Raw genomic sequence first — 17668 nt, 5'->3', positions numbered from 1 at the left:
GTCTGATGGCGCGCCGACGAACAGCGGACCTACTCGAACCGCGGATGACGGTGGGGCGGGGGCCTGATGCCGGCAGTGACAATGTGCATTCCGGTCTACAACTCCGAACGCTCGATCGATGCGTGCTTGGAGAGCGTGTTTGAACAGACCTACCAAGATTTCGAATGCCTCGTCGTCGACAATTCGTCCACAGATTCCACGGTGCAGCACGTGAAGGCATTCGACGACCCCCGCATTCGCCTGCTCGAGAACGCCGAGAACATCGGCCCAATCGCCAACCACAACCGGTGCATCCGGCTCGCTCGCAGCGAGCTGATTCAGTTCGTCCATGGAGACGATCGCCTCCTGCCGAATTGCCTGGCACAGCTCGTCCCGGCATTCACCGATCGACGCGTCGGGCTCGCGTTCGCACGAAGACGAATCGAATCGTCGAATCCCAAATGGGGTGTGCTGATCGGAACCCTCCACACACCGCTGGAACCTCTCGATGACGTCAACGATGGAATGGGAATCGTACGTCGATATGTCGACGAAGGATCGAGGGGCAACTGGATCGGTGAGCCCACCTCCGTAATGCTGCGCCGGTCGTTGCTGACCGAGGTCGGTGGATTCAGCATTGAACAGCGAAGCTACAGCGACATGGATTTGTGGTTGCGTGTCCTCGCGCGATCCGACGCCGCATGGGTCGACCGCGAACTCTCAGTGCGAGTGCAGCACGACGACACGCTGACCGCGCAATACGACGCCACGGACGAAGCGTGGCTCGACCGACTGTGGATACTGTCGAGCCTGGCCACCAACGACGATCTAGATCGGCCGACGAGGACCAAGGCACGTCGTCAGTGGATAGTTGCCGTACTGAAGAAATCCGTTCGTGCACAACTCGCCCCTTCAGGTTGCCGGATGGCGAAATTCCGACAACTCGCCCGGCACATGCGACTGGCGCCCAGCACGACCTCTCGGTGCCGAGAATCCCTCGCCGGACCGGTTGCGTGATTCGCCGTGAATCCGGAACCGGACGGATCGACAGGTGCGGGCGCCCTCCGGCTCACGGCCGTCACTCGCGCACGAGCCTTCCTCGAACTGCACCGACGCATCTGCTGCATCGACAACGAGGGTGCCCAGGACGCACTGCTCGAGGACCTACGGCATCCACCCCGGCCCTACGTCGTCTCGTTCGTCAACGCGCACGCAGCCAACCTCGGGTGGAGAACACCCTCCATGATCGACACCCTGTTGCGTTCGGATCTGCTGCTCCGCGACGGTCTGGGCGTGCAGCTGGGACTCAGGGCCTTCGGCCGGACGCCTGGCCTGAACATGGACGGCACGGATTTCATTCCGCGACTGGCTCGATCGTATTCGGGTCGACGGATCGCACTGTTCGGCACGCGCTCCCCATGGCTTCTCACCGCCAAGCAGAGGCTCGAGCACGAAGGCCTGGAGGTGGTGGCGTGCCACCACGGGTTTGCACCCGCCGATACGTACGGTGACCTCGCGCGGGAAGCCAAGCCGGAGCTCGTCATCCTCGGCATGGGCATGCCCAAGCAGGAAGACGTCGCGATCCGCCTCCGCGAGCAGTTGTCCGCTCCGGTTCTGATCGTCAACGGCGGTGCGATTCTCGACTTTCTGGGCGGCAAGGTGCCGCGCGCCCCCCAGGTCATGCGCCGTTCCGGGACGGAATGGGCCTACCGGCTCTATCGGGAACCGAGGAGGCTCGCGCGCCGCTATGTGATCGGAATACCGGAGTTCTTCGAGCATGTGGCCCTCGCCCGGCTGGTCGGGTCGAGATGGTTGCCGGACGAGTCGGGGTACCCATGAGCGCATTCACTCCGATCACGTCGTCCACCCGAATCTTCATCGCGGGTCACCGCGGTCTGGTGGGTTCGGCCCTGTGGAGACACTTCACAGATCGCGGGTTCAAGAACCTCATCGGTCTCGATTCCACAGAACTCGATCTGCGCGACGCCGAGGCCACTGCGGCGTTCTTCGACGGGGTGCATCCAGAGGTCGTGATCGCCGCGGCCGCCCGCGTCGGCGGAATTGCCGCCAACGCTGCCCGGCCCGCAGAGTTCATTTCCGACAACCTCCGCATCCAGGTCAATCTTCTCGACAATGCCATGGCGCACGGAGTCGAACGGCTCCTCTTCTTCGGATCGAGTTGCATTTATCCCAAGTACGCCGATCAACCGATTCGGGAGAGTTCCCTGCTCACCGGAGTACTGGAGCAGACCAACGAAAGCTACGCAATCGCAAAACTCGCCGGGATCGCCCACCTCCGAGCGATCCGTCAGCAGTACCGCCTTCCGTACATCACCGCGATGCCCACGAATGTGTACGGTCCAGGCGACAACTTCAGCCCGGCTGCCAGTCACGTGATTCCCGCGATGATCCTCCGGTTCCACAACGCCGTCCGAGCGGGAGAACCGGAGGTTACCTGTTGGGGCACAGGGCGCCCCCGACGCGAGTTCATCTACGTCGACGATCTCGCCTACGCGTGCCACCACCTACTCGATCACTATGACGGAGACCAACCGGTCAATGTGGGCACGGGGCGCGACATTGCCGTTGCGGACCTGGCGAGGATGGTCTCTGAGGTCGTCGGATACCGAGGCGAGATCCTGTGGGACACATCGAAACCGGACGGCACGCCCCGCAAACTTCTCGATGTGCACCAGCTGACGAAACTCGGCTGGACGTCCTCCACCCGGCTCGTCGACGGCATTCGGTCCACCTACGAGTGGTTCATCGCCCACCAGGACGACTACCGCGCCTGATTCTCGCTACCTCGGCCGACTCGCGTGCTGTCGCGCCTCGCTGCGCCGGCACCCATCCCGGCAGCTTCGGGGTGTCGATCCAATTCCCTCCGCCATCCTCAAGCATACGAATGTCTGCGGCCACCATGATCCTCACCAGTTCCGGCGCATGCACCTGCGCCTTCCAGCCCAGCACCGACTGGGCCTTCGTCGAGTTGCCGATCACCGTGTCGATCTCCGCTGGACGCAGGTAGCGGTCGTCGAATCGCACGTAGTCCTCCCAGTCGAGACCGACTTGCCCAAACGCCAATGCGAGGAATTCGCGCACCGAACGGCCCACCCCTGTTGCGAGGACGTAGTCGTCGGGGGTATCGGCCTGCAGCATTCGCCACATACCCTCGACATACTCGGGCGCGTAGCCCCAGTCCCGCACCACGTCGAGGTTGCCTAGGTACAGGTGGCGATCCAGACCGGCATGAATGCGAGCCACCGCGCGGGTGATCTTGCGCGTGACGAAGGTTTCGCCGCGCCGGGGCGACTCGTGGTTGAACAAGATGCCGTTGACGGTGAAGAGCCCGTAGGCCTCCCGGTAGTTGCGAGCCGTCCAGTACGAGAACAGTTTCGACACGCCGTAGGGCGACCGCGGATGGAACGGTGTGTCCTCCTTCTGCGGCGGCGGCGAGGATCCGAACATCTCCGAACTGGATGCTTGGTAGAAGCGGCAGTTCAGGTCGAGGTGCCTGATGGCCTCGAGCAGGCGGACAGTGCCCAGACCCGCGGTGTCCGCCGTGTACTCGGGCTCGTCGAAGCTGACCCTCACGTGTGACTGTGCCGCCAGGTTGTACACCTCGTCGGGCACGATCCGGGACAGAAGGGTAATCAGCCGAGCGCCGTCCACCAGGTCCCCGAAGTGCAGGAACAACCGGGCGCCGGAAGTGTGCGGATCGACATAGAGGTGGTCTATCCGGCCGGTGTTGAAGGTCGAGGCACGGCGAATGACTCCGTGCACCTCGTAGCCCTTGTTCAGCAGGAACTCCGCCAAATAGGAGCCGTCCTGACCGGTGATTCCGGTGATGAGCGCACGCCGGGTCATCTGTGCTCCTCCCCTACGCGAACCCGCCGGGTCGCCGCGAGGTCCACGACCCACTCCTCGTATCGGTCGAGGGCCGTGTCTGCGGACAAGGTCGACGCGACGTAGCGACGACCGGCGTCTCCGAGCTGCCGCGCGAGTGCCCGGTCGGTGCCGAGGCGAACGGCTTCGCGCAGCAATAGGTCAGGCCGGCCAGCAGGCACGCAGATTCCCGCGCCCGACGCAGCGACCTCGCCCGCGGTGAACCCGTCCGCGTCGGTCGCCGCAAGGACCGGCCGACCCGAGGTGAAGTAGGAGGTCAGCTTGCTGGGGACCGCCATCTGCGCGACCCCGGGCCGCTCGTTGACCAGTAGTACGTCCGCCGCTCCCAGTGCGGCCGAGAACTCGCGCTCTGGGACCGGAGGCAAGAATTCAAGGGCGGCGACGCCAGCCGCTCGATCCCGGAGTGTAGCGCGTTGGTTACCGTCCCCGAGCAGGACGAACCGGACCCGGCGTTGGTGACCACCGGACATCCGGGCGGCTGCAACCACGTTCTCGAGGCCCTGCTTGGCGCCCATGTTCCCGGCGTGCAGGACGACGATGTCGTCGTCGGCCCAGTCACGCGCGGCGCGAAAGGCGGCGCTGGCGCGAGCATCCGGTGGTGCGATGTGGGTCCAATTGCGGATCTCGCGGATCCGGCGCCTGTCGACGCCGAGCCTGTCCACCAGGTCCGCGGTGAAACCGCTGTGTATGACCGCGACGCCGTCGGCACCCCGGGCGGTTGCCGCCTCGAGCGTACGCACGACAGTGGCGGGGGCACCCGACATCGCCTCTGTCTCGACGACCGCCCGGCTGTACACGTCATGTACGAGCAATCCGACTGCCGGCCGATGTCGAGTCGACCGTGCGCGAATGACGGCCAGTGCAGCAGCGAGAAGCGGGGGGCTCACGCAAACCACTACCTCAGGCCGACCCCATCGGGCGGTGAGGAGCTGTACCCCAAAGGTCAGTTCCATCGCGGCACGCCCTCGGCCGGAGTATCGCGCCGGCACGGAGTGGTTGAACCGGCGGACCCGCACGGATCCTTGATACTCCTCGGACCGCAAGCCCGGGTACCCGTCCGCGCGCCGCCACTGCGGATAGTGCGGGTATCCGGTCAAGACCTGGACGTCATGTCCGCGGGCGGCGAGACCGGTCGCGAGTCCAGCGGTGTACGGCGCGATTCCGGTCGACTCGGGTACGTAGTTGATCCCGAGAATTGCGAGTCGGATCCGGTCACCGGTCACAGTTACCGAGCGTAATGGCCCGAGTCCACCGATTGGGGTGAGTTGCAATTACATGACCTCGTACAACCGCTTCGGTTGGTTGCGGGCCGCATCCGCGAGATCGACTGTGATGGCGCCTCAACCGGTCGTAGACTGAAGCGAACCCGCCGTCGATCTCGAGGTAGGGCACATGAGCGAAAAGGTCTCAGTCGAYTGGCGGCAACAGTCGGCAGCTCGCCTGCGGCGAATCCTCGTGGACTCACCGACATCTCTGGGCGCCGCGGCGCGTGCGCGGCGCTGGCGGGTATTCGCCGAGGCCTTTCCCACGATCGAGAGCCTGCGCGTCCTGGACTTGGGCGGAACTGTCGAAGCCTGGCGTCGGGCTCCGGTCCGACCACACCACGTCACCGTGCTCAACCTTTTCGAACCCGGCGAGTCGGACGCGGGCTGGATCACCCCGTTGACCGGTGACGCGTGCGCGGCCGCCGAGACGCTCGAGAGCGTGGGCGTGGACCCGCATTTCGATCTGGTGTTCTCCAACTCACTCATCGAGCATGTGGGTGGGCACGCCCGACGAATGGACCTGGCCCGGCAAGTCCGCCAGTTGGCGCCGCGGCACTGGGTGCAGACCCCCTACAGATATTTTCCCGTGGAGCCACACTGGCTGTTCCCGGGAATGCAGTTCATGCCCGTTGCTGTCCGCGTGGCGATCGCAATGCACTGGCCCCTGGTGCACACAAGACCGGAAAGCTACGACGATGCTGTCGATTCCGTCCTCTGGACGGAGTTGGTGGGGGCTACCGAAATGCGGGACTACTTCCCAACCTCCGCGATTGTGCGGGAACGGGTGCTCGGAGTTCCGAAGTCGCTCATCGCTGTCCTCTGACCCTGGCATGCGCCATGGCCGCGAGATGAGCGTTTAGGTCCACTGGCAACTGCTGCGGCGAGGTGGGCTTTCGAGTACGTGACCAGACCGCAGGCTACCTTGAGGCCGTTCTGCAACAGATAGATCCAGCCATGATCTCCATCGTCCTTCGAGCCCATATCAGGGGCAACGGGACCCTAGATCATCGTGGACTCGCCTACTGGGGACATGCCAGTCTCTGCTGTCAGTGGTGATTCGACTAGGCGGTGTGGGTAACCGCCGGCGCTGAGTTGAGGGTCCCCCATACCGTCTAGAACCGTCCCGGACCTGGTTTTTCTCCTTGATGATGGACAACAAGTCGTATATCGACCCGTTCACCAGACCTTGAATCGGTTATGATCGATGATGATGTGGCGGCCGCACGGCAACTGGTCACGCGATGCCCTCCAGTGACGTCGATTCTGCTCGACGGTCAGGGCTGAGCGGTCCACCACCTGCATCGTGCGTCGACCCAAATAGGTGAAGGCATCGACCGTGCCGAAACCTCACCGGTCAAGGTGCGGGTCTCGCTTGATCGGGGAGGTCAATGTCCCAAACAGACCCATCTCCCGCGGACACCGTTGTGCCGCAAGCCCGCCGAAGAGAACCCGCAATTCAGGCGCTGCGCGGCATTGCGGTGGTGCTTGTGGTCGCCGGACATGTGATCGGCGCGACGGCGAATCGCGGGATCCTGGTACCGGACAATTCACCATGGCGGTACGCCTACCTCGCCCTCGCAGACATCCGGATACCGCTGTTCACCTTGATCTCCGGGTACGTCTACGCGGTGCGCCCAGTCGAGAGATGGAACGACTATCCGCAGCTCATCGCCGGAAAGTCGCGACGCCTGTTACTCCCACTGATAACGGTCGGCGCCCTACTCTACGTTCTGGAGCTTGTCGTTCCGGGTACCAACTCGAAACCGCAAGGTACCGGGCCCTGGCGCGTCTACCTGTTCGGATTCGAGCACCTGTGGTTCCTCCAGTCGATCTTTCTCATCTTCCTCGTTGTCGGAATCCTGGACAGTTCGGGCGTTCTCGCCTCGCGTCGCCGTTGGGCAGTCGCCACGGTTGTCCCCGCGATTGCGTTCGTCGTTGTTCACGTTCCTGCAGAGGTCGACGTCTTCACCGTCAGCGGAGCGTTGCGACTACTCCCGTTCTTCCTGCTCGGCTATGGCCTGCGTCGCTACGGACTGTTCGATCTGCGCGGCGGACGAGCCGCGATCGCGACGGCGGCCTTCGCTGGCATCTACACGGTCCGGTTGCTCACCATCTTCGGCGTGTACCAGCCGGACGAGTACTCCAACCGGGCGATTGCCGTCGCTGTCGGAGCCACGGCCGTGGTCTTGATCTACTCGGCGCGTAACCTCCTACATGCGCGAATACTGGCCTGGATCGGCGGGTTCTCGTTCGGAATCTACCTACTGCATGTCTTCGCCACAGCAGGCTCCCGCATGGCATTTGAGCATGTCGGCGTGTACGGTCGCCCAGAGTTGTTCACCCTCGCCCTGCTGATCGGCATTGCCGCACCAATCGCGTTTCAACTCGCGTCGCGCAGATCGTGGCTGATTCAGACGTTCTTGCTCGGCGAGAAGTCGACGCGTCGGCAGGCAATCCTGCGGCCGGAATGCCAAACAGGTCACCGGAAGTCGATCGGCGAGCGCTGGCACGACCTCACCATGGTCCCACGCCAGCGAACTCCATGACGATCTGGCGGCACCGACCGGGGCCGACAGTGCGGATGTCTCTGTCGGTCGGTCCGCGGCCCCCGCTCAGTCCTCTGCGAGCAGCCTGCGTGCAATCGCCTCCGCAATCGGCAGGGCCGCCGTCGCCGCCGGCGACGGCGCGTTGAGCACGTGAACCGAGCGAGTCGTCTGCTCGATCAGGAAGTCGTGCACCAATGTCCCGTCACGCAGAACTGCCTGCGCCCTGATCCCGGCCTCTCTCGGCCGCAGATCGTCCAATGTCAGATCAGGACAGTACTTTCGGCACCGCGCGAGGTACCCCCGCTTGGACAGCGAATCGCGCAACTCGGCGACGCCGGTACGGACGTTCGCGCGGGCAAAACGGTAGAGCCCCGGAAACCTCGCATACTCCCACACGTCTTTGCGCGCGAAACTGAACCTGCGATACCCCTCGCGGGCCATCCCGAGCACCGCATTGGGGCCGACCGTGAGCCGACCCTCGACGGTAGGGCTCAGGTGCACCCCGAGGAAGGGTAGGTCCGGATCGGGAATCGGGTAGATCAGGTGGTGCACGAGCTCCGATCGATGCGCCGGAAGCTCGAAGTACTCGCCCCGGAACGGCACGATCTGAAAGTCCGTGCGGATCCCGGCGAGCCGAGCCATCCGATCCGCCTGCAACCCGGCGCAGACGACCAGGCGTCGGGCCGACCACGAACCCGCAGGGCTGTCCACGACCACTCGATCCCCCGACTCGGCGATGCCGACCACCTCGACGCCGAGGCGGACCTTGCCGCCCGACGTTCGGACGAGGTCCGCCAGGACCTCCGTGACCCTGCGGTAGTCGACAATTCCGGTGGTGGGCACGAACAACGCGCCGGTGCCGGTGACCGCCGGCTCGCGACGCCGCAGTTCGGCACCGTCGAGCACCTCGACGTCGAGCCCGTTGGCCTGGGAACGCTCGTACAGCGCCCGCATTCGCGCGTGTTCGACGGCGTCGGTCGCGACCAACAGCTTGCCGCGCACGTCGAAGGCGATGCCGTGCTCGGCGGCGAACTCCTTGGTCATCTCAGCACCGCGCCTGCTCAGCTCGGCCTTGAGGCTGCCCGGCTGGTAGTAGATGCCCGAGTGGATGACGCCGCTGTTGTGTCCGGTCTGCGCCGCGCCGAGCCGGTCGGCCTTCTCCAGCAACAGCAGGCTCGCTCCGGGCCGCCGGCGCAGGACCTCCCGGGCGGTGGCGACTCCGACGATGCCCCCGCCGATGACGCAGTAGTCGTACATCGACACCCCCACATTGTGCGGCGGAAAGCTAATCTGCGATCCAGTATCGCGCCCACGCGTCCGTGTCGAGCCGCCCCGGCTCGATCCCGTCCGCATGCGCGGCGACTTCGGCGGCCCGGACCCGCGCCACGAACGCCAGCGTCGCCTTGCGCAACTCGTCCTCCGCACTGCCCGGCCCGCCGAGCCGCACCTCGCGCAACTGCGCCGGGACCAGGTCGGCGGGCAGGCCCGCCTTGGTGGCCCGCTCGATCACCTTCTCCGCCAGTGCCAGCGCGGGCTGCGCCATCGCGATGCCGTCGATGCACGACGCCCTGGCCTTCTCCGCGGCCTTGGCCACCTCCCACGCGGCCTCCTGGTCTGCCACGTCGATCGGTCCGGTGTGGCCATTGGTCAGGTGCGGGCTGCGCCTTGCCAGTTTGGTGACCAGGGTGCCTGCGACGTCGTCGACGGTGAACTGGCTCGCCGCCTCGGCGATTCGCGAGTGGAAGAGCACCTGCAGCAGCAGGTCCCCGAGCTCCTCCCGGACCCCTTCCGGGTCCTCCTCCTGGACGGCGTCGAGCAACTCGTAGGTCTCCTCGAGCAGGTAGCGGCGCAGCGAGTCGTGGGTCTGGGTGACCTCCCAGCCGCCGAATCCCCACAGCCGGTCCATCACCTCGACCGCCTCGAGCAGCCCCTCCCCCGGCGACGGTTCGACCGCCACCACTGCTTCGCCGGACCCGGTCCGGTGCCGCACCGCGGCGCTGTCGCGGTCCATCGCCACCAGCACCAGGGCACCGGGCTGGTGCGGCAGCCGGAGCACCTCACGCACCTCGGCGGGCACGTCCTCCGCGTACTCCACCGGCCCCCGCAGCAGCGGCACGGCCTCGGCGGGCACCACGTCGGGCCGACGCGGGTCGAGCAGGACGACAGTCATCGCGTCACGGACGACACGTCGACGGCGCCCGCGGCCTTGCCGGCCATGGCGAGCAGGAAGTCCGCGATGTACTGCAGCAGCTCCACGTCCCGCACCCGGTCGGCGCCGATCCCGCCGGAACCGGTGCGCGGCAACGGCATCTGCACCATCCCGCTGGTGGCCCGGTACTGGGCACTCGGGTAGATCCGCTTGAGCCGCAGCTGCTTCGAGTCGGGGAGCTGCATGGGCGCGATCTTGAGCTGCGTCCCGGCGACCGAAACCTCCTCGATGCCGTACTCGCGGCAGAGCAGGCGCAGTCGGGCGACCGACACCAGCCGCTGGACCTCCTCCGGGAGCGGGCCGTAGCGGTCGACGAGCTCGTCGATGACCGCGGCGATCGCGTCGGTGTCCGCCGCCGCCGCCAGTTTCCGGTACGCCTCGAGCCTGAGCCGGTCGCTGGTCACGTAGTCCGGTGGGATGTGCGCGTCCACCGGCAGGTCGATGCGCACCTCCTTCGTGGCCTCCTCGGTGGTGACCGGGCGGCCGTCGGCTATGGCCCGGTATGCCTCCACCGCCTCGCCGACCAGCCGCACGTACAGGTCGAAGCCGACGCCCGCGACGTGACCGGACTGCTCGGCACCCAACACGTTTCCGGCGCCGCGGATCTCGAGGTCCTTCATGGCGACGGCCATGCCGGCGCCGAGGTCGGAGTTCTGCGAGATGGTCGCGAGCCGGTCGTAGGCGGTCTCGGTGAGCGGCTTCTCCGGCGGGTACAGGAAGTACGCGTAGCCGCGCTCGCGGCTGCGGCCGACCCGCCCGCGCAGCTGGTGCAGCTGCGACAGGCCCAACGAGTCGGCCCGCTCGACGATCAGGGTGTTCGCGTTGGAAATGTCCAACCCGGTCTCGATGATCGTCGTGCACACCAGCACGTCGAACTCGCGCTCCCAGAAGCCCTGCACGGTCTTCTCGAGGGTCTCCTCGTTCATCTGACCGTGCGCGACGACCACCCGCGCCTCGGGCACGAGCTCCCGAAGCCGCTTGGCCGCCTTGTCGATCGAGCTGACCCGGTTGTGCACGTAGAACACCTGGCCGTCCCGCAGCAGTTCGCGGCGGATGGCCGCCGCCACCTGCTTGTCGGCGTAGGCGCCCACGTAGGTGAGGATCGGGTGCCGCTCCTCCGGCGGGGTGAGGATTGTCGACATCTCGCGGATCCCGGCCATGCTCATCTCGAGCGTCCGTGGAATCGGCGTGGCCGACATCGTCAGCACGTCGACGTGCGTGCGCAGCGCCTTGATGTGTTCCTTGTGCTCGACGCCGAATCGCTGCTCCTCGTCGACGATCACCAGACCGAGGTCCTTCCAGCGGACGGCGGTCTGCAGCAGCCGGTGGGTACCGACCACGACGTCGACCTCGCCGTCGGCCATGCCCGCGATGATCTCCTTCGAGTCCCCCGCATCGGTGAACCGGGACAGCCCGCGCACCTTGACCGGGAACGACGCCATCCGCTCGGTGAAGGTCTGCAGGTGCTGCTGCGCGAGCAGGGTGGTCGGGACGAGCACGGCCACCTGCTTGCCGTCCTGCACGGCCTTGAACGCGGCGCGCACCGCGATCTCGGTCTTGCCGTAGCCGACGTCACCGATGACGACGCGGTCCATCGGGACCGGCTTCTCCATGTCCGCCTTGACCTCGCTGATCACCGTCAGCTGGTCCTGGGTCTCGGTGAACGCGAACGCGTCCTCCATCTCGCGCTGCCACGGCGTGTCCGGGCCGAACGCATGACCGGGCGCGGCCTGCCGGGCCGCGTACAGCTGCACAAGCTCACCCGCGATCTCCCGAACTGCCTTGCGCGCCTTGTGTTTCGTATTGGTCCAGTCGGACCCGCCGAGCTTCGAGAGCGCGGGCAGCTCGCCGCCGACGTAGCGGGAGAGCTGGTCGAGGGACTCCATCGGCACGAACAGCCGGTCGCCGGGATGGCCCCGCTTGCTGGCCGCGTACTCGATGACGAGGTACTCGCGTCGGGCCCCGCCGACGGTGCGCTCGACCATCTCGACGAAGCGGCCGATGCCGTGCTGGTCGTGCACCACCATGTCGCCCGCGGAGAGCGCGAGCGGATCGACCTGGTTGCGCCGCTTGGCGGGCAGTCGCCTGCCGTCGCCCACCGCCGCCACCCGGTTGCCGGTCAGGTCCGACTCGGAGATCAGCACCAGGCCCGGGACGTCGTCGGAGCCGGCGAGCACCAGGCCGTCGTGCAGGCTGCCGCACAGCACACTCACCTGGCCGCGGGCGGGCGCCGCGCCCGGTTCGAGGGCCGCCACCGGCACCTCCGCCTCGGCCAGGCGCTCGCGCACGCGCAGCGCGGTGCCGGCGCCAGCGACCACGATCGCGGCCCGCCCACCCGTGCTCACGTGGGCACGCAGCGAGACGAACAACTCGGCGAGCAGGTCGTCGGAGCCGCGGACCTCGGGCGCCTGTTTGACGTCGAGCACCAGTTCGTCGGCGTTGCCGGACGCCAGCGGGCTCACCGTCCACCACGGACGGCCCTGTGCCTCGACGCTCTCCCGCACGTGCCTCAGCGACCGGTAGGCCGACGCCGCCAGGTCGATGCCGGCGCCGCCGACGCTCGACGTGTCCAGGGTGGAGGTGTCCAGCGGGGCGGCCGCGCCGATCGAGGCCGCGGTCCAGGACGCCTCCAGGAACTCCTGGCCGGTCCGCACCAGATCGGTTGCGCGGGTTCGGATCTTCTCGGGGTCGCAGAGCAACACGTGGGTGCCCTCGGGCAGCACGTCGGTGAGCAGCACCAGCTCGCCGCCCTGCAGCACCGGCAGCAGCGCCTCCATGCCCTCCACGGGGATGCCGGCGGACAGCTTGTCGAGCATCTCGACCAGCGCGGCGTCGGCCTGGTTGTCGGCGGACAACGCCGCGGCCCGGTCCCGGACCAGTTCGGTGAGCAGCAGCTCACGACACGGCGGMGCGATCAACGCGGCCACCTCGAGCTCCGGCAGCGAGCGCTGGTCGRCCACCGAGAAGGCCCGCAGCTCGGTCACCTCGTCGCCCCAGAACTCCACCCGCACAGGATGATCGGCGGTGGGAGCAAACACATCCAGGATGCCGCCGCGGACCGCGAACTCGCCGCGCTTGCCGACCATGTCGACCCGCGTGTAGGCCATCTCCACCAGCCGCTGGATCAACCCGTCGAACGGCGTCTCGGTGCCGACGCGCAGGGTGACCGGTTCGATCTCGCCGAGGCCCGGCGCCATCGGCTGCACCAGCGAGCGGACGGTCGTCACCACCACCCGCAGGGGCGGGCCGTAGTCGGCGTCGTCGGGACGGGCCAGCCGGCGCAGCACCTGCATCCGTCGTCCGACGGTGTCCGCGCCCGGGGACAGCCGTTCGTGCGGCAGGGTCTCCCAGGACGGGAACTGCGCGACGGCGGCCCCGAACACCTCCTGCAGCTCGGCGGTGAGGTCGTCGGCCTCGCGTCCGGTCGCGGTGACCAGCAACAGCTGCGCGTGCTCGGCGATCGCGGCAGCGACGAACGGACGGGCCGGCGCGGGCGCGACGACGGCGAGGTCGGTGCGGCCCAGGGCCGCGCGCACCCCGTCGAAGGCGACGTCCGCGACAGCCGTGGCGAACACCCCCGCCAACGGGTAGGGCGACGGATCCGTGGCTGCCGGGCTCGGGTCGTGCGGAGTACGGGAAGGCAACGTCGATGCTCCTGAGCTTGCCGAACGGGTTTCGGACGCCACGCGGACGACCACAGTGGATTCTAGGCCCGGGTACCGACAGCCCGCGCTGCCCGGTCAGCGACGGGAACGTCGCGCCGCGAACTGCCGGAAGTAGGAAACCTTCTCCTCCCCCACCAACGCCGGGAGCATGTAGTACCAGGCGCGTTCCATCCGGGCCGGGAGCTGATCGAGCGTCCCGGTCGCGTGCGCCACCACGCGTGCGCCGAACAGCGTCTCGAAGGTGAAGATCCCGATCGCCTCGGCATCGGCGTCGGGCACGATGTCGCCCTCCGCCACGGCACGAGCGGCCAGCGCCACCTGGTACTTCTGCCACGTCGCGACGACGTTGTCGCCCGTCCCGCGGTGATCGCCGATCTCGTGGTGCAGGCGGAACATCGCGGCGACGACGGGATCCGCGGCTGCCACGTCCGTGACCAGGTAGGACAGGCCGATCATGACCTCGAGCGCGGGATCTCGCAGGTCGGACAGCGGCGCGCAGGCCGCCTCGAGCCGTCGGCTGCCCTCGTCGATCACGCCGCGAGCCAGATCTTCTTTGGACGCGAAGTGGAAGTACAGCGAGCCCTTCGTGACACCCGACGCGGCGATGATCTCGCTCAGATTCGCCGGCGCGTATCCCAACCGCGCGAACACCTCCGCCGCCGCGAGCAGGACCGCGTTCCGGGTCGCCTCGGCCCGTTCCTGCCTGACCATCCACCCCGCCTCTGGTGACCGACTACCTGTCAAATGTGGTCGAAAACGTAACACCTGACTGGTGAACTTCCCCCGATTGCGACTGCGAGTCGCGGTAGGGACGGACTCGGCAGTACGGCGCCTGGATTGTCCGCACCGTCGACGTCAGGAACCCACGGACCACCGGCTATTCCCCGAGCTGCGGGTTCTCCTCCAGGTTGGTCAGGCCGTTCCAGCACAGGTTCACCAGGTGCGCGGCGACTACCTCCTTGGACGGGGTGCGCTCGTCGAGCCACCAGGTCGCGGTGGTGGCGACCATCCCGACCAGCGCCTGCGCGTACAGCGGGGCCAGCGCCGCGTCGAGCCCGCGCCGCGAGAAGTCGCCCGCCAGGATGTGCCCGACCTGGCTGACCGCCTCGTTGAGCAGGCTCGAGTAGGTGCCCTCCTTGGCCGCGACCGGCGAGTCACGGACGAGGATCCGGAAACCGTCGGTCCGTTCCTCGACGTAGGTCAGCAGGGCCAACGCGACCCGTTCGACCCGGACCCGGGAGCGGTTCTGGGTCAGCGAGGAGGTGATCATCTCCAGCAGCGTGGACATCTCCCGGTCCACCACCACCGCGTACAGCCCTTCCTTGCCGCCGAAGTGCTCGTAGACGACCGGCTTGGAGACGTTGGCGCGGGTGGAGATCTCCTCGATCGACGCCGCCTCGTACCCCCGCTCGGCGAACACGCTGCGGCCGATCTCGATCAGCTGCTGCCGGCGCTGGGTGCCGGTCATCCGGGTCCGGGCCGGTCGGTCGGGAGTGGCCTGCGGTGGTCGGGACATGTCGGCCAGCCTATCGGCCGGTCGGGTATTTTCGGCGATGCGGTTCGACCGATTCGGCGCCCGCATGCGAAGATCGTGGGCGCACAGCGGGCGCGTCGGTCCAGGCTTGATAGCACTCCGCTGTCGTAATGATCCGCCGTAGTGTAATGGCAGCACCTCTGATTTTGGTTCAGATAGTTCAGGTTCGAGTCCTGGCGGCGGAGCGCGAGAACGACGACTTTTCGAGGGAGATTCATGCCGGTCGAGACCGCCGTAGTAGTCCTCGCTGCGGGAGCAGGGACGCGAATGCGGTCCAAGACCCCCAAGGTGCTGCACACCCTGGGCGGTCGCACGATGCTCGCCCACTCCCTGCACGCAGCGGCCGAACTCAAGCCGGCCCACCTGGTCACCGTGGTCGGTCACGCCCGCGAGGCCGTCGGCGCCGCGGTCGCCGAGGTCGCGAAGGAACTGGACCTCGAGATCGCCACGGCAGTCCAGGAAGAGCAGAACGGCACCGGCCACGCGGTCGCGTGCGGCCTGAGCGCCCTGCCGGCAGACTTCGCCGGCACCGTGGTCGTCACCTCCGCGGACGTGCCCCTTCTCGACGGCCACACCCTGCACGGACTGCTCGACGAGCACCTGTCGGCGCCGACGCCTGCCGCGGTGACCGTGCTGACCTTCGTTCCGGACGACGCGAACGGCTACGGCCGCATCGTCCGGAATTCGGACGGCGATGTCATGGAGATCGTCGAGCATGCCGACGCAACGCCGCGGCAGGTCATGATCACCGAGGTCAACTCGGGTGTCTACGCCTTCGATGCCGCGGTGCTGCGGCACGCGCTCGGCCGACTCAACACCCACAATGCGCAGCGAGAGCTGTACCTCACCGACGTGCTGAAGATCGCCCGCGAGACCGGTCGCGACGTCTACTCAGCCCTGCTCGCAGATCCGGTCAAGGTCGCAGGCGCCAACGACCGGGTGCAGTTGGCGGCGTTGGGTCGGGAGATGAACCGTCGCATTCTCGAGACCCACATGCGAGCCGGCGTCACCGTGATCGACCCCGCCACGACCTGGGTCGACGTCGGCGTGACCATCGGCCGCGACGTCACCCTCGAACCCGGCGTCCAGCTACGCGGACGCACCACCATCGACGAGGACGCGGTCGTCGGCCCGGACAGCACGCTCACCGACGTCACCGTCGGAGAAGGCGCCACCGTCGTCCGCACGCACGCCGACCGGTCCACGATCGGTGCGGGCGCGACCGTCGGGCCGTACACCTACCTGCGTCCCGGCACGGTGCTCGGCGCTGCCGGCAAGCTCGGGGCCTTCGTCGAGGTGAAGAACTCGGAGGTGGGTGCGCACTCGAAGGTGCCGCACCTGACCTACGTGGGCGACGCGACCATCGGCGACCACAGCAACATCGGGGCGTCGAGCGTGTTCGTCAACTACGACGGGGTCGGCAAGAGCCGTACCGTGGTGGGGTCGCACGTGCGGACGGGGTCGGACACCATGTTCGTCGCTCCGGTGCAGGTGGGTGACGGTGCTTACACCGGAGCCGGAACGGTGCTGCGGTTCGACGTTCCGCCGGGGGCGCTCGCCGTCTCCGGAGGCAAGCAGCGCAATATTGAAGGCTGGGTCGAGCGGAACCGACCCGGCACTGCGGCGGCCGAGGCGGCCTCGCGGGCACAGCAGCAACACATCGAGAACACGAACAAGGACGGCGAAGAGCAGTGACCGCGAATTGGATCGACAACCAGAAGAACCTCATGCTCTTCTCCGGTCGCGCCCACCCCGAACTGGCCGAGCAGGTGGCCAAGGAACTCGACATCCAGATCACCCCGCAGACGGCCACGGACTTTGCGAACGGCGAGATCTTCGTCCGGTTCGAGGAGTCGGTGCGCGGCAGCGACGCCTTCGTCCTGCAGAGCCACCCCGCGCCGCTGAACCAGTGGGTGATGGAGCAGCTCATCATGATCGACGCCCTCAAGCGTGGATCCGCCAAGCGCATCACCGCGGTGCTGCCGTTCTACCCGTACGCCCGGCAGGACAAGAAGCACCGCGGCCGTGAGCCCATCTCGGCCCGCCTGATCGCGGACCTGCTCAAGACCGCGGGCGCGGACCGGATCATCACCGTCGACCTGCACACCGACCAGATCCAGGGCTTCTTCGACGGCCCCGTCGACCACATGCACGCGCAGGGCCAGCTCGCCGAGTACGTGCGTGAGAACTACGGCACCGAGAACATCTGCGTGGTCTCCCCGGACGCGGGCCGGGTCAAGGTCGCCGAGAAGTGGGCCGACGCCCTCGACGGCGCGCCGCTGGCATTCGTGCACAAGACCCGCGACCCGCTGGTGCCCAACCAGGTCAAGTCGAACCGGGTCGTCGGTGACGTCAGCGGCCGCACCTGCGTGCTGATCGACGACATGATCGACACCGGCGGCACCATCGCCGGCGCGGTGAAGGTGCTCAAGGACGCCGGCGCGGGCGACGTCATCATCGCCACCACGCACGGGATCTTCTCCCACCCGGCCGCCGAGCGGCTCGCGTCGTGCGGCGCCAAGGAGGTCATCGCGACCAACACGCTGCCGATCCCCGAGGAGAAG

13 protein-coding genes, 1 tRNA gene and 1 pseudogene are annotated in these 17668 nt (G+C 67.2%); 8 read left to right on the top strand and 7 right to left on the bottom strand.

Annotated elements, in window-relative coordinates:
* The first annotated feature begins 66 nt into the window (after positions 1–66).
* The 3 genes from AC1DU4_RS24195 (at position 67) to AC1DU4_RS24185 (ending at position 2774) form a co-directional block, all read left to right on the top strand.
* On the top strand, positions 67–996 hold the full coding sequence (locus AC1DU4_RS24195; protein ID WP_477844210.1) for a glycosyltransferase family 2 protein: 930 nt from the start codon (positions 67–69) through the stop codon (positions 994–996).
* A gap of 225 nt (positions 997–1221) precedes the next feature.
* Entirely contained in the window at positions 1222–1818 is a 597-nt protein-coding gene (locus tag AC1DU4_RS24190; protein ID WP_477844208.1) for a WecB/TagA/CpsF family glycosyltransferase, read from the top strand.
* A complete protein-coding gene (locus AC1DU4_RS24185; protein ID WP_477844215.1) occupies positions 1815–2774 on the top strand; it encodes a GDP-L-fucose synthase family protein in 960 nt (319 codons plus the stop codon). The genes AC1DU4_RS24190 and AC1DU4_RS24185 overlap by 4 nt, the downstream gene beginning before the upstream one ends.
* A 52-nt stretch (positions 2775–2826) precedes the next feature.
* Here AC1DU4_RS24185 and gmd read toward each other — a convergent pair.
* Positions 2827–3846 (bottom strand): annotated as a pseudogene (gene gmd, locus AC1DU4_RS24180) (GDP-mannose 4,6-dehydratase); the annotation flags it as partial.
* On the bottom strand, positions 3843–5108 hold the full coding sequence (locus AC1DU4_RS24175) for a glycosyltransferase family 4 protein (protein ID WP_477844206.1): 1266 nt from the start codon (positions 5106–5108) through the stop codon (positions 3843–3845). The gene AC1DU4_RS24175 and the pseudogene gmd, both read right to left, overlap by 4 nt.
* Before the next feature lie 169 nt (positions 5109–5277).
* Here AC1DU4_RS24175 and AC1DU4_RS24170 point away from each other — a divergent pair, with 169 nt between their 5' ends.
* Both AC1DU4_RS24170 and AC1DU4_RS24165 read left to right on the top strand, forming a co-directional pair.
* On the top strand, positions 5278–5973 hold the full coding sequence (locus tag AC1DU4_RS24170; RefSeq protein ID WP_477844204.1) for a methyltransferase type 11: 696 nt from the start codon (positions 5278–5280) through the stop codon (positions 5971–5973).
* 565 nt (positions 5974–6538) lie between these two features.
* Positions 6539–7696, top strand: a complete 1158-nt coding sequence (locus tag AC1DU4_RS24165; RefSeq protein ID WP_477844202.1) for an acyltransferase family protein — start codon at positions 6539–6541, stop codon at positions 7694–7696.
* Positions 7697–7762: 66 nt separating this feature from the next.
* Here AC1DU4_RS24165 and lhgO read toward each other — a convergent pair whose 3' ends face one another.
* From lhgO to AC1DU4_RS24140, 5 genes are all read right to left on the bottom strand, one after another.
* Positions 7763–8953 (bottom strand): L-2-hydroxyglutarate oxidase, encoded by a 1191-nt coding sequence (gene lhgO / locus AC1DU4_RS24160; protein ID WP_477844213.1) that lies wholly within the window; start codon positions 8951–8953, stop codon positions 7763–7765.
* Between the two features lie 28 nt (positions 8954–8981).
* Complete coding sequence (locus AC1DU4_RS24155; RefSeq protein ID WP_477844200.1) at positions 8982–9866, bottom strand: nucleoside triphosphate pyrophosphohydrolase; 885 nt, start codon at positions 9864–9866, stop codon at positions 8982–8984.
* The gene (mfd, locus tag AC1DU4_RS24150; protein ID WP_477844211.1) at positions 9863–13441 is read right to left on the bottom strand and encodes a transcription-repair coupling factor; all 3579 of its coding nucleotides are present in this window, start codon (positions 13439–13441) and stop codon (positions 9863–9865) included. The genes AC1DU4_RS24155 and mfd overlap by 4 nt, the downstream gene beginning before the upstream one ends.
* Positions 13442–13645: 204 nt before the next feature.
* On the bottom strand, positions 13646–14281 hold the full coding sequence (locus tag AC1DU4_RS24145) for a ScbR family autoregulator-binding transcription factor (protein ID WP_477844198.1): 636 nt from the start codon (positions 14279–14281) through the stop codon (positions 13646–13648).
* 166 nt (positions 14282–14447) lie between these two features.
* Entirely contained in the window at positions 14448–15086 is a 639-nt protein-coding gene (locus AC1DU4_RS24140) for a TetR/AcrR family transcriptional regulator (RefSeq protein WP_477844196.1), read from the bottom strand.
* A 132-nt stretch (positions 15087–15218) separates the two neighbouring features.
* On the opposite strand from AC1DU4_RS24140, the gene AC1DU4_RS24135 reads away from it, so the two are divergent.
* The 3 genes from AC1DU4_RS24135 to AC1DU4_RS24125 form a co-directional block, all read left to right on the top strand.
* Positions 15219–15289: transfer RNA gene (locus AC1DU4_RS24135), tRNA-Gln, on the top strand.
* 31 nt (positions 15290–15320) lie between these two features.
* Positions 15321–16799 (top strand): bifunctional UDP-N-acetylglucosamine diphosphorylase/glucosamine-1-phosphate N-acetyltransferase GlmU, encoded by a 1479-nt coding sequence (glmU, locus tag AC1DU4_RS24130; RefSeq protein ID WP_477844195.1) that lies wholly within the window; start codon positions 15321–15323, stop codon positions 16797–16799.
* Positions 16796–17668, top strand: an 873-nt coding sequence (locus tag AC1DU4_RS24125) for a ribose-phosphate diphosphokinase (RefSeq protein WP_477844193.1), incomplete at its 3' end; no start/stop codon positions are given. The genes glmU and AC1DU4_RS24125, both read left to right, overlap by 4 nt.

The sequence above is a fragment of the Rhodococcus sp. P4_F5 genome (assembly GCF_056401315.1).
Note: the sequence above shows the minus strand (reverse complement) of the source record. Positions and strands in the feature narration are given on the sequence as shown.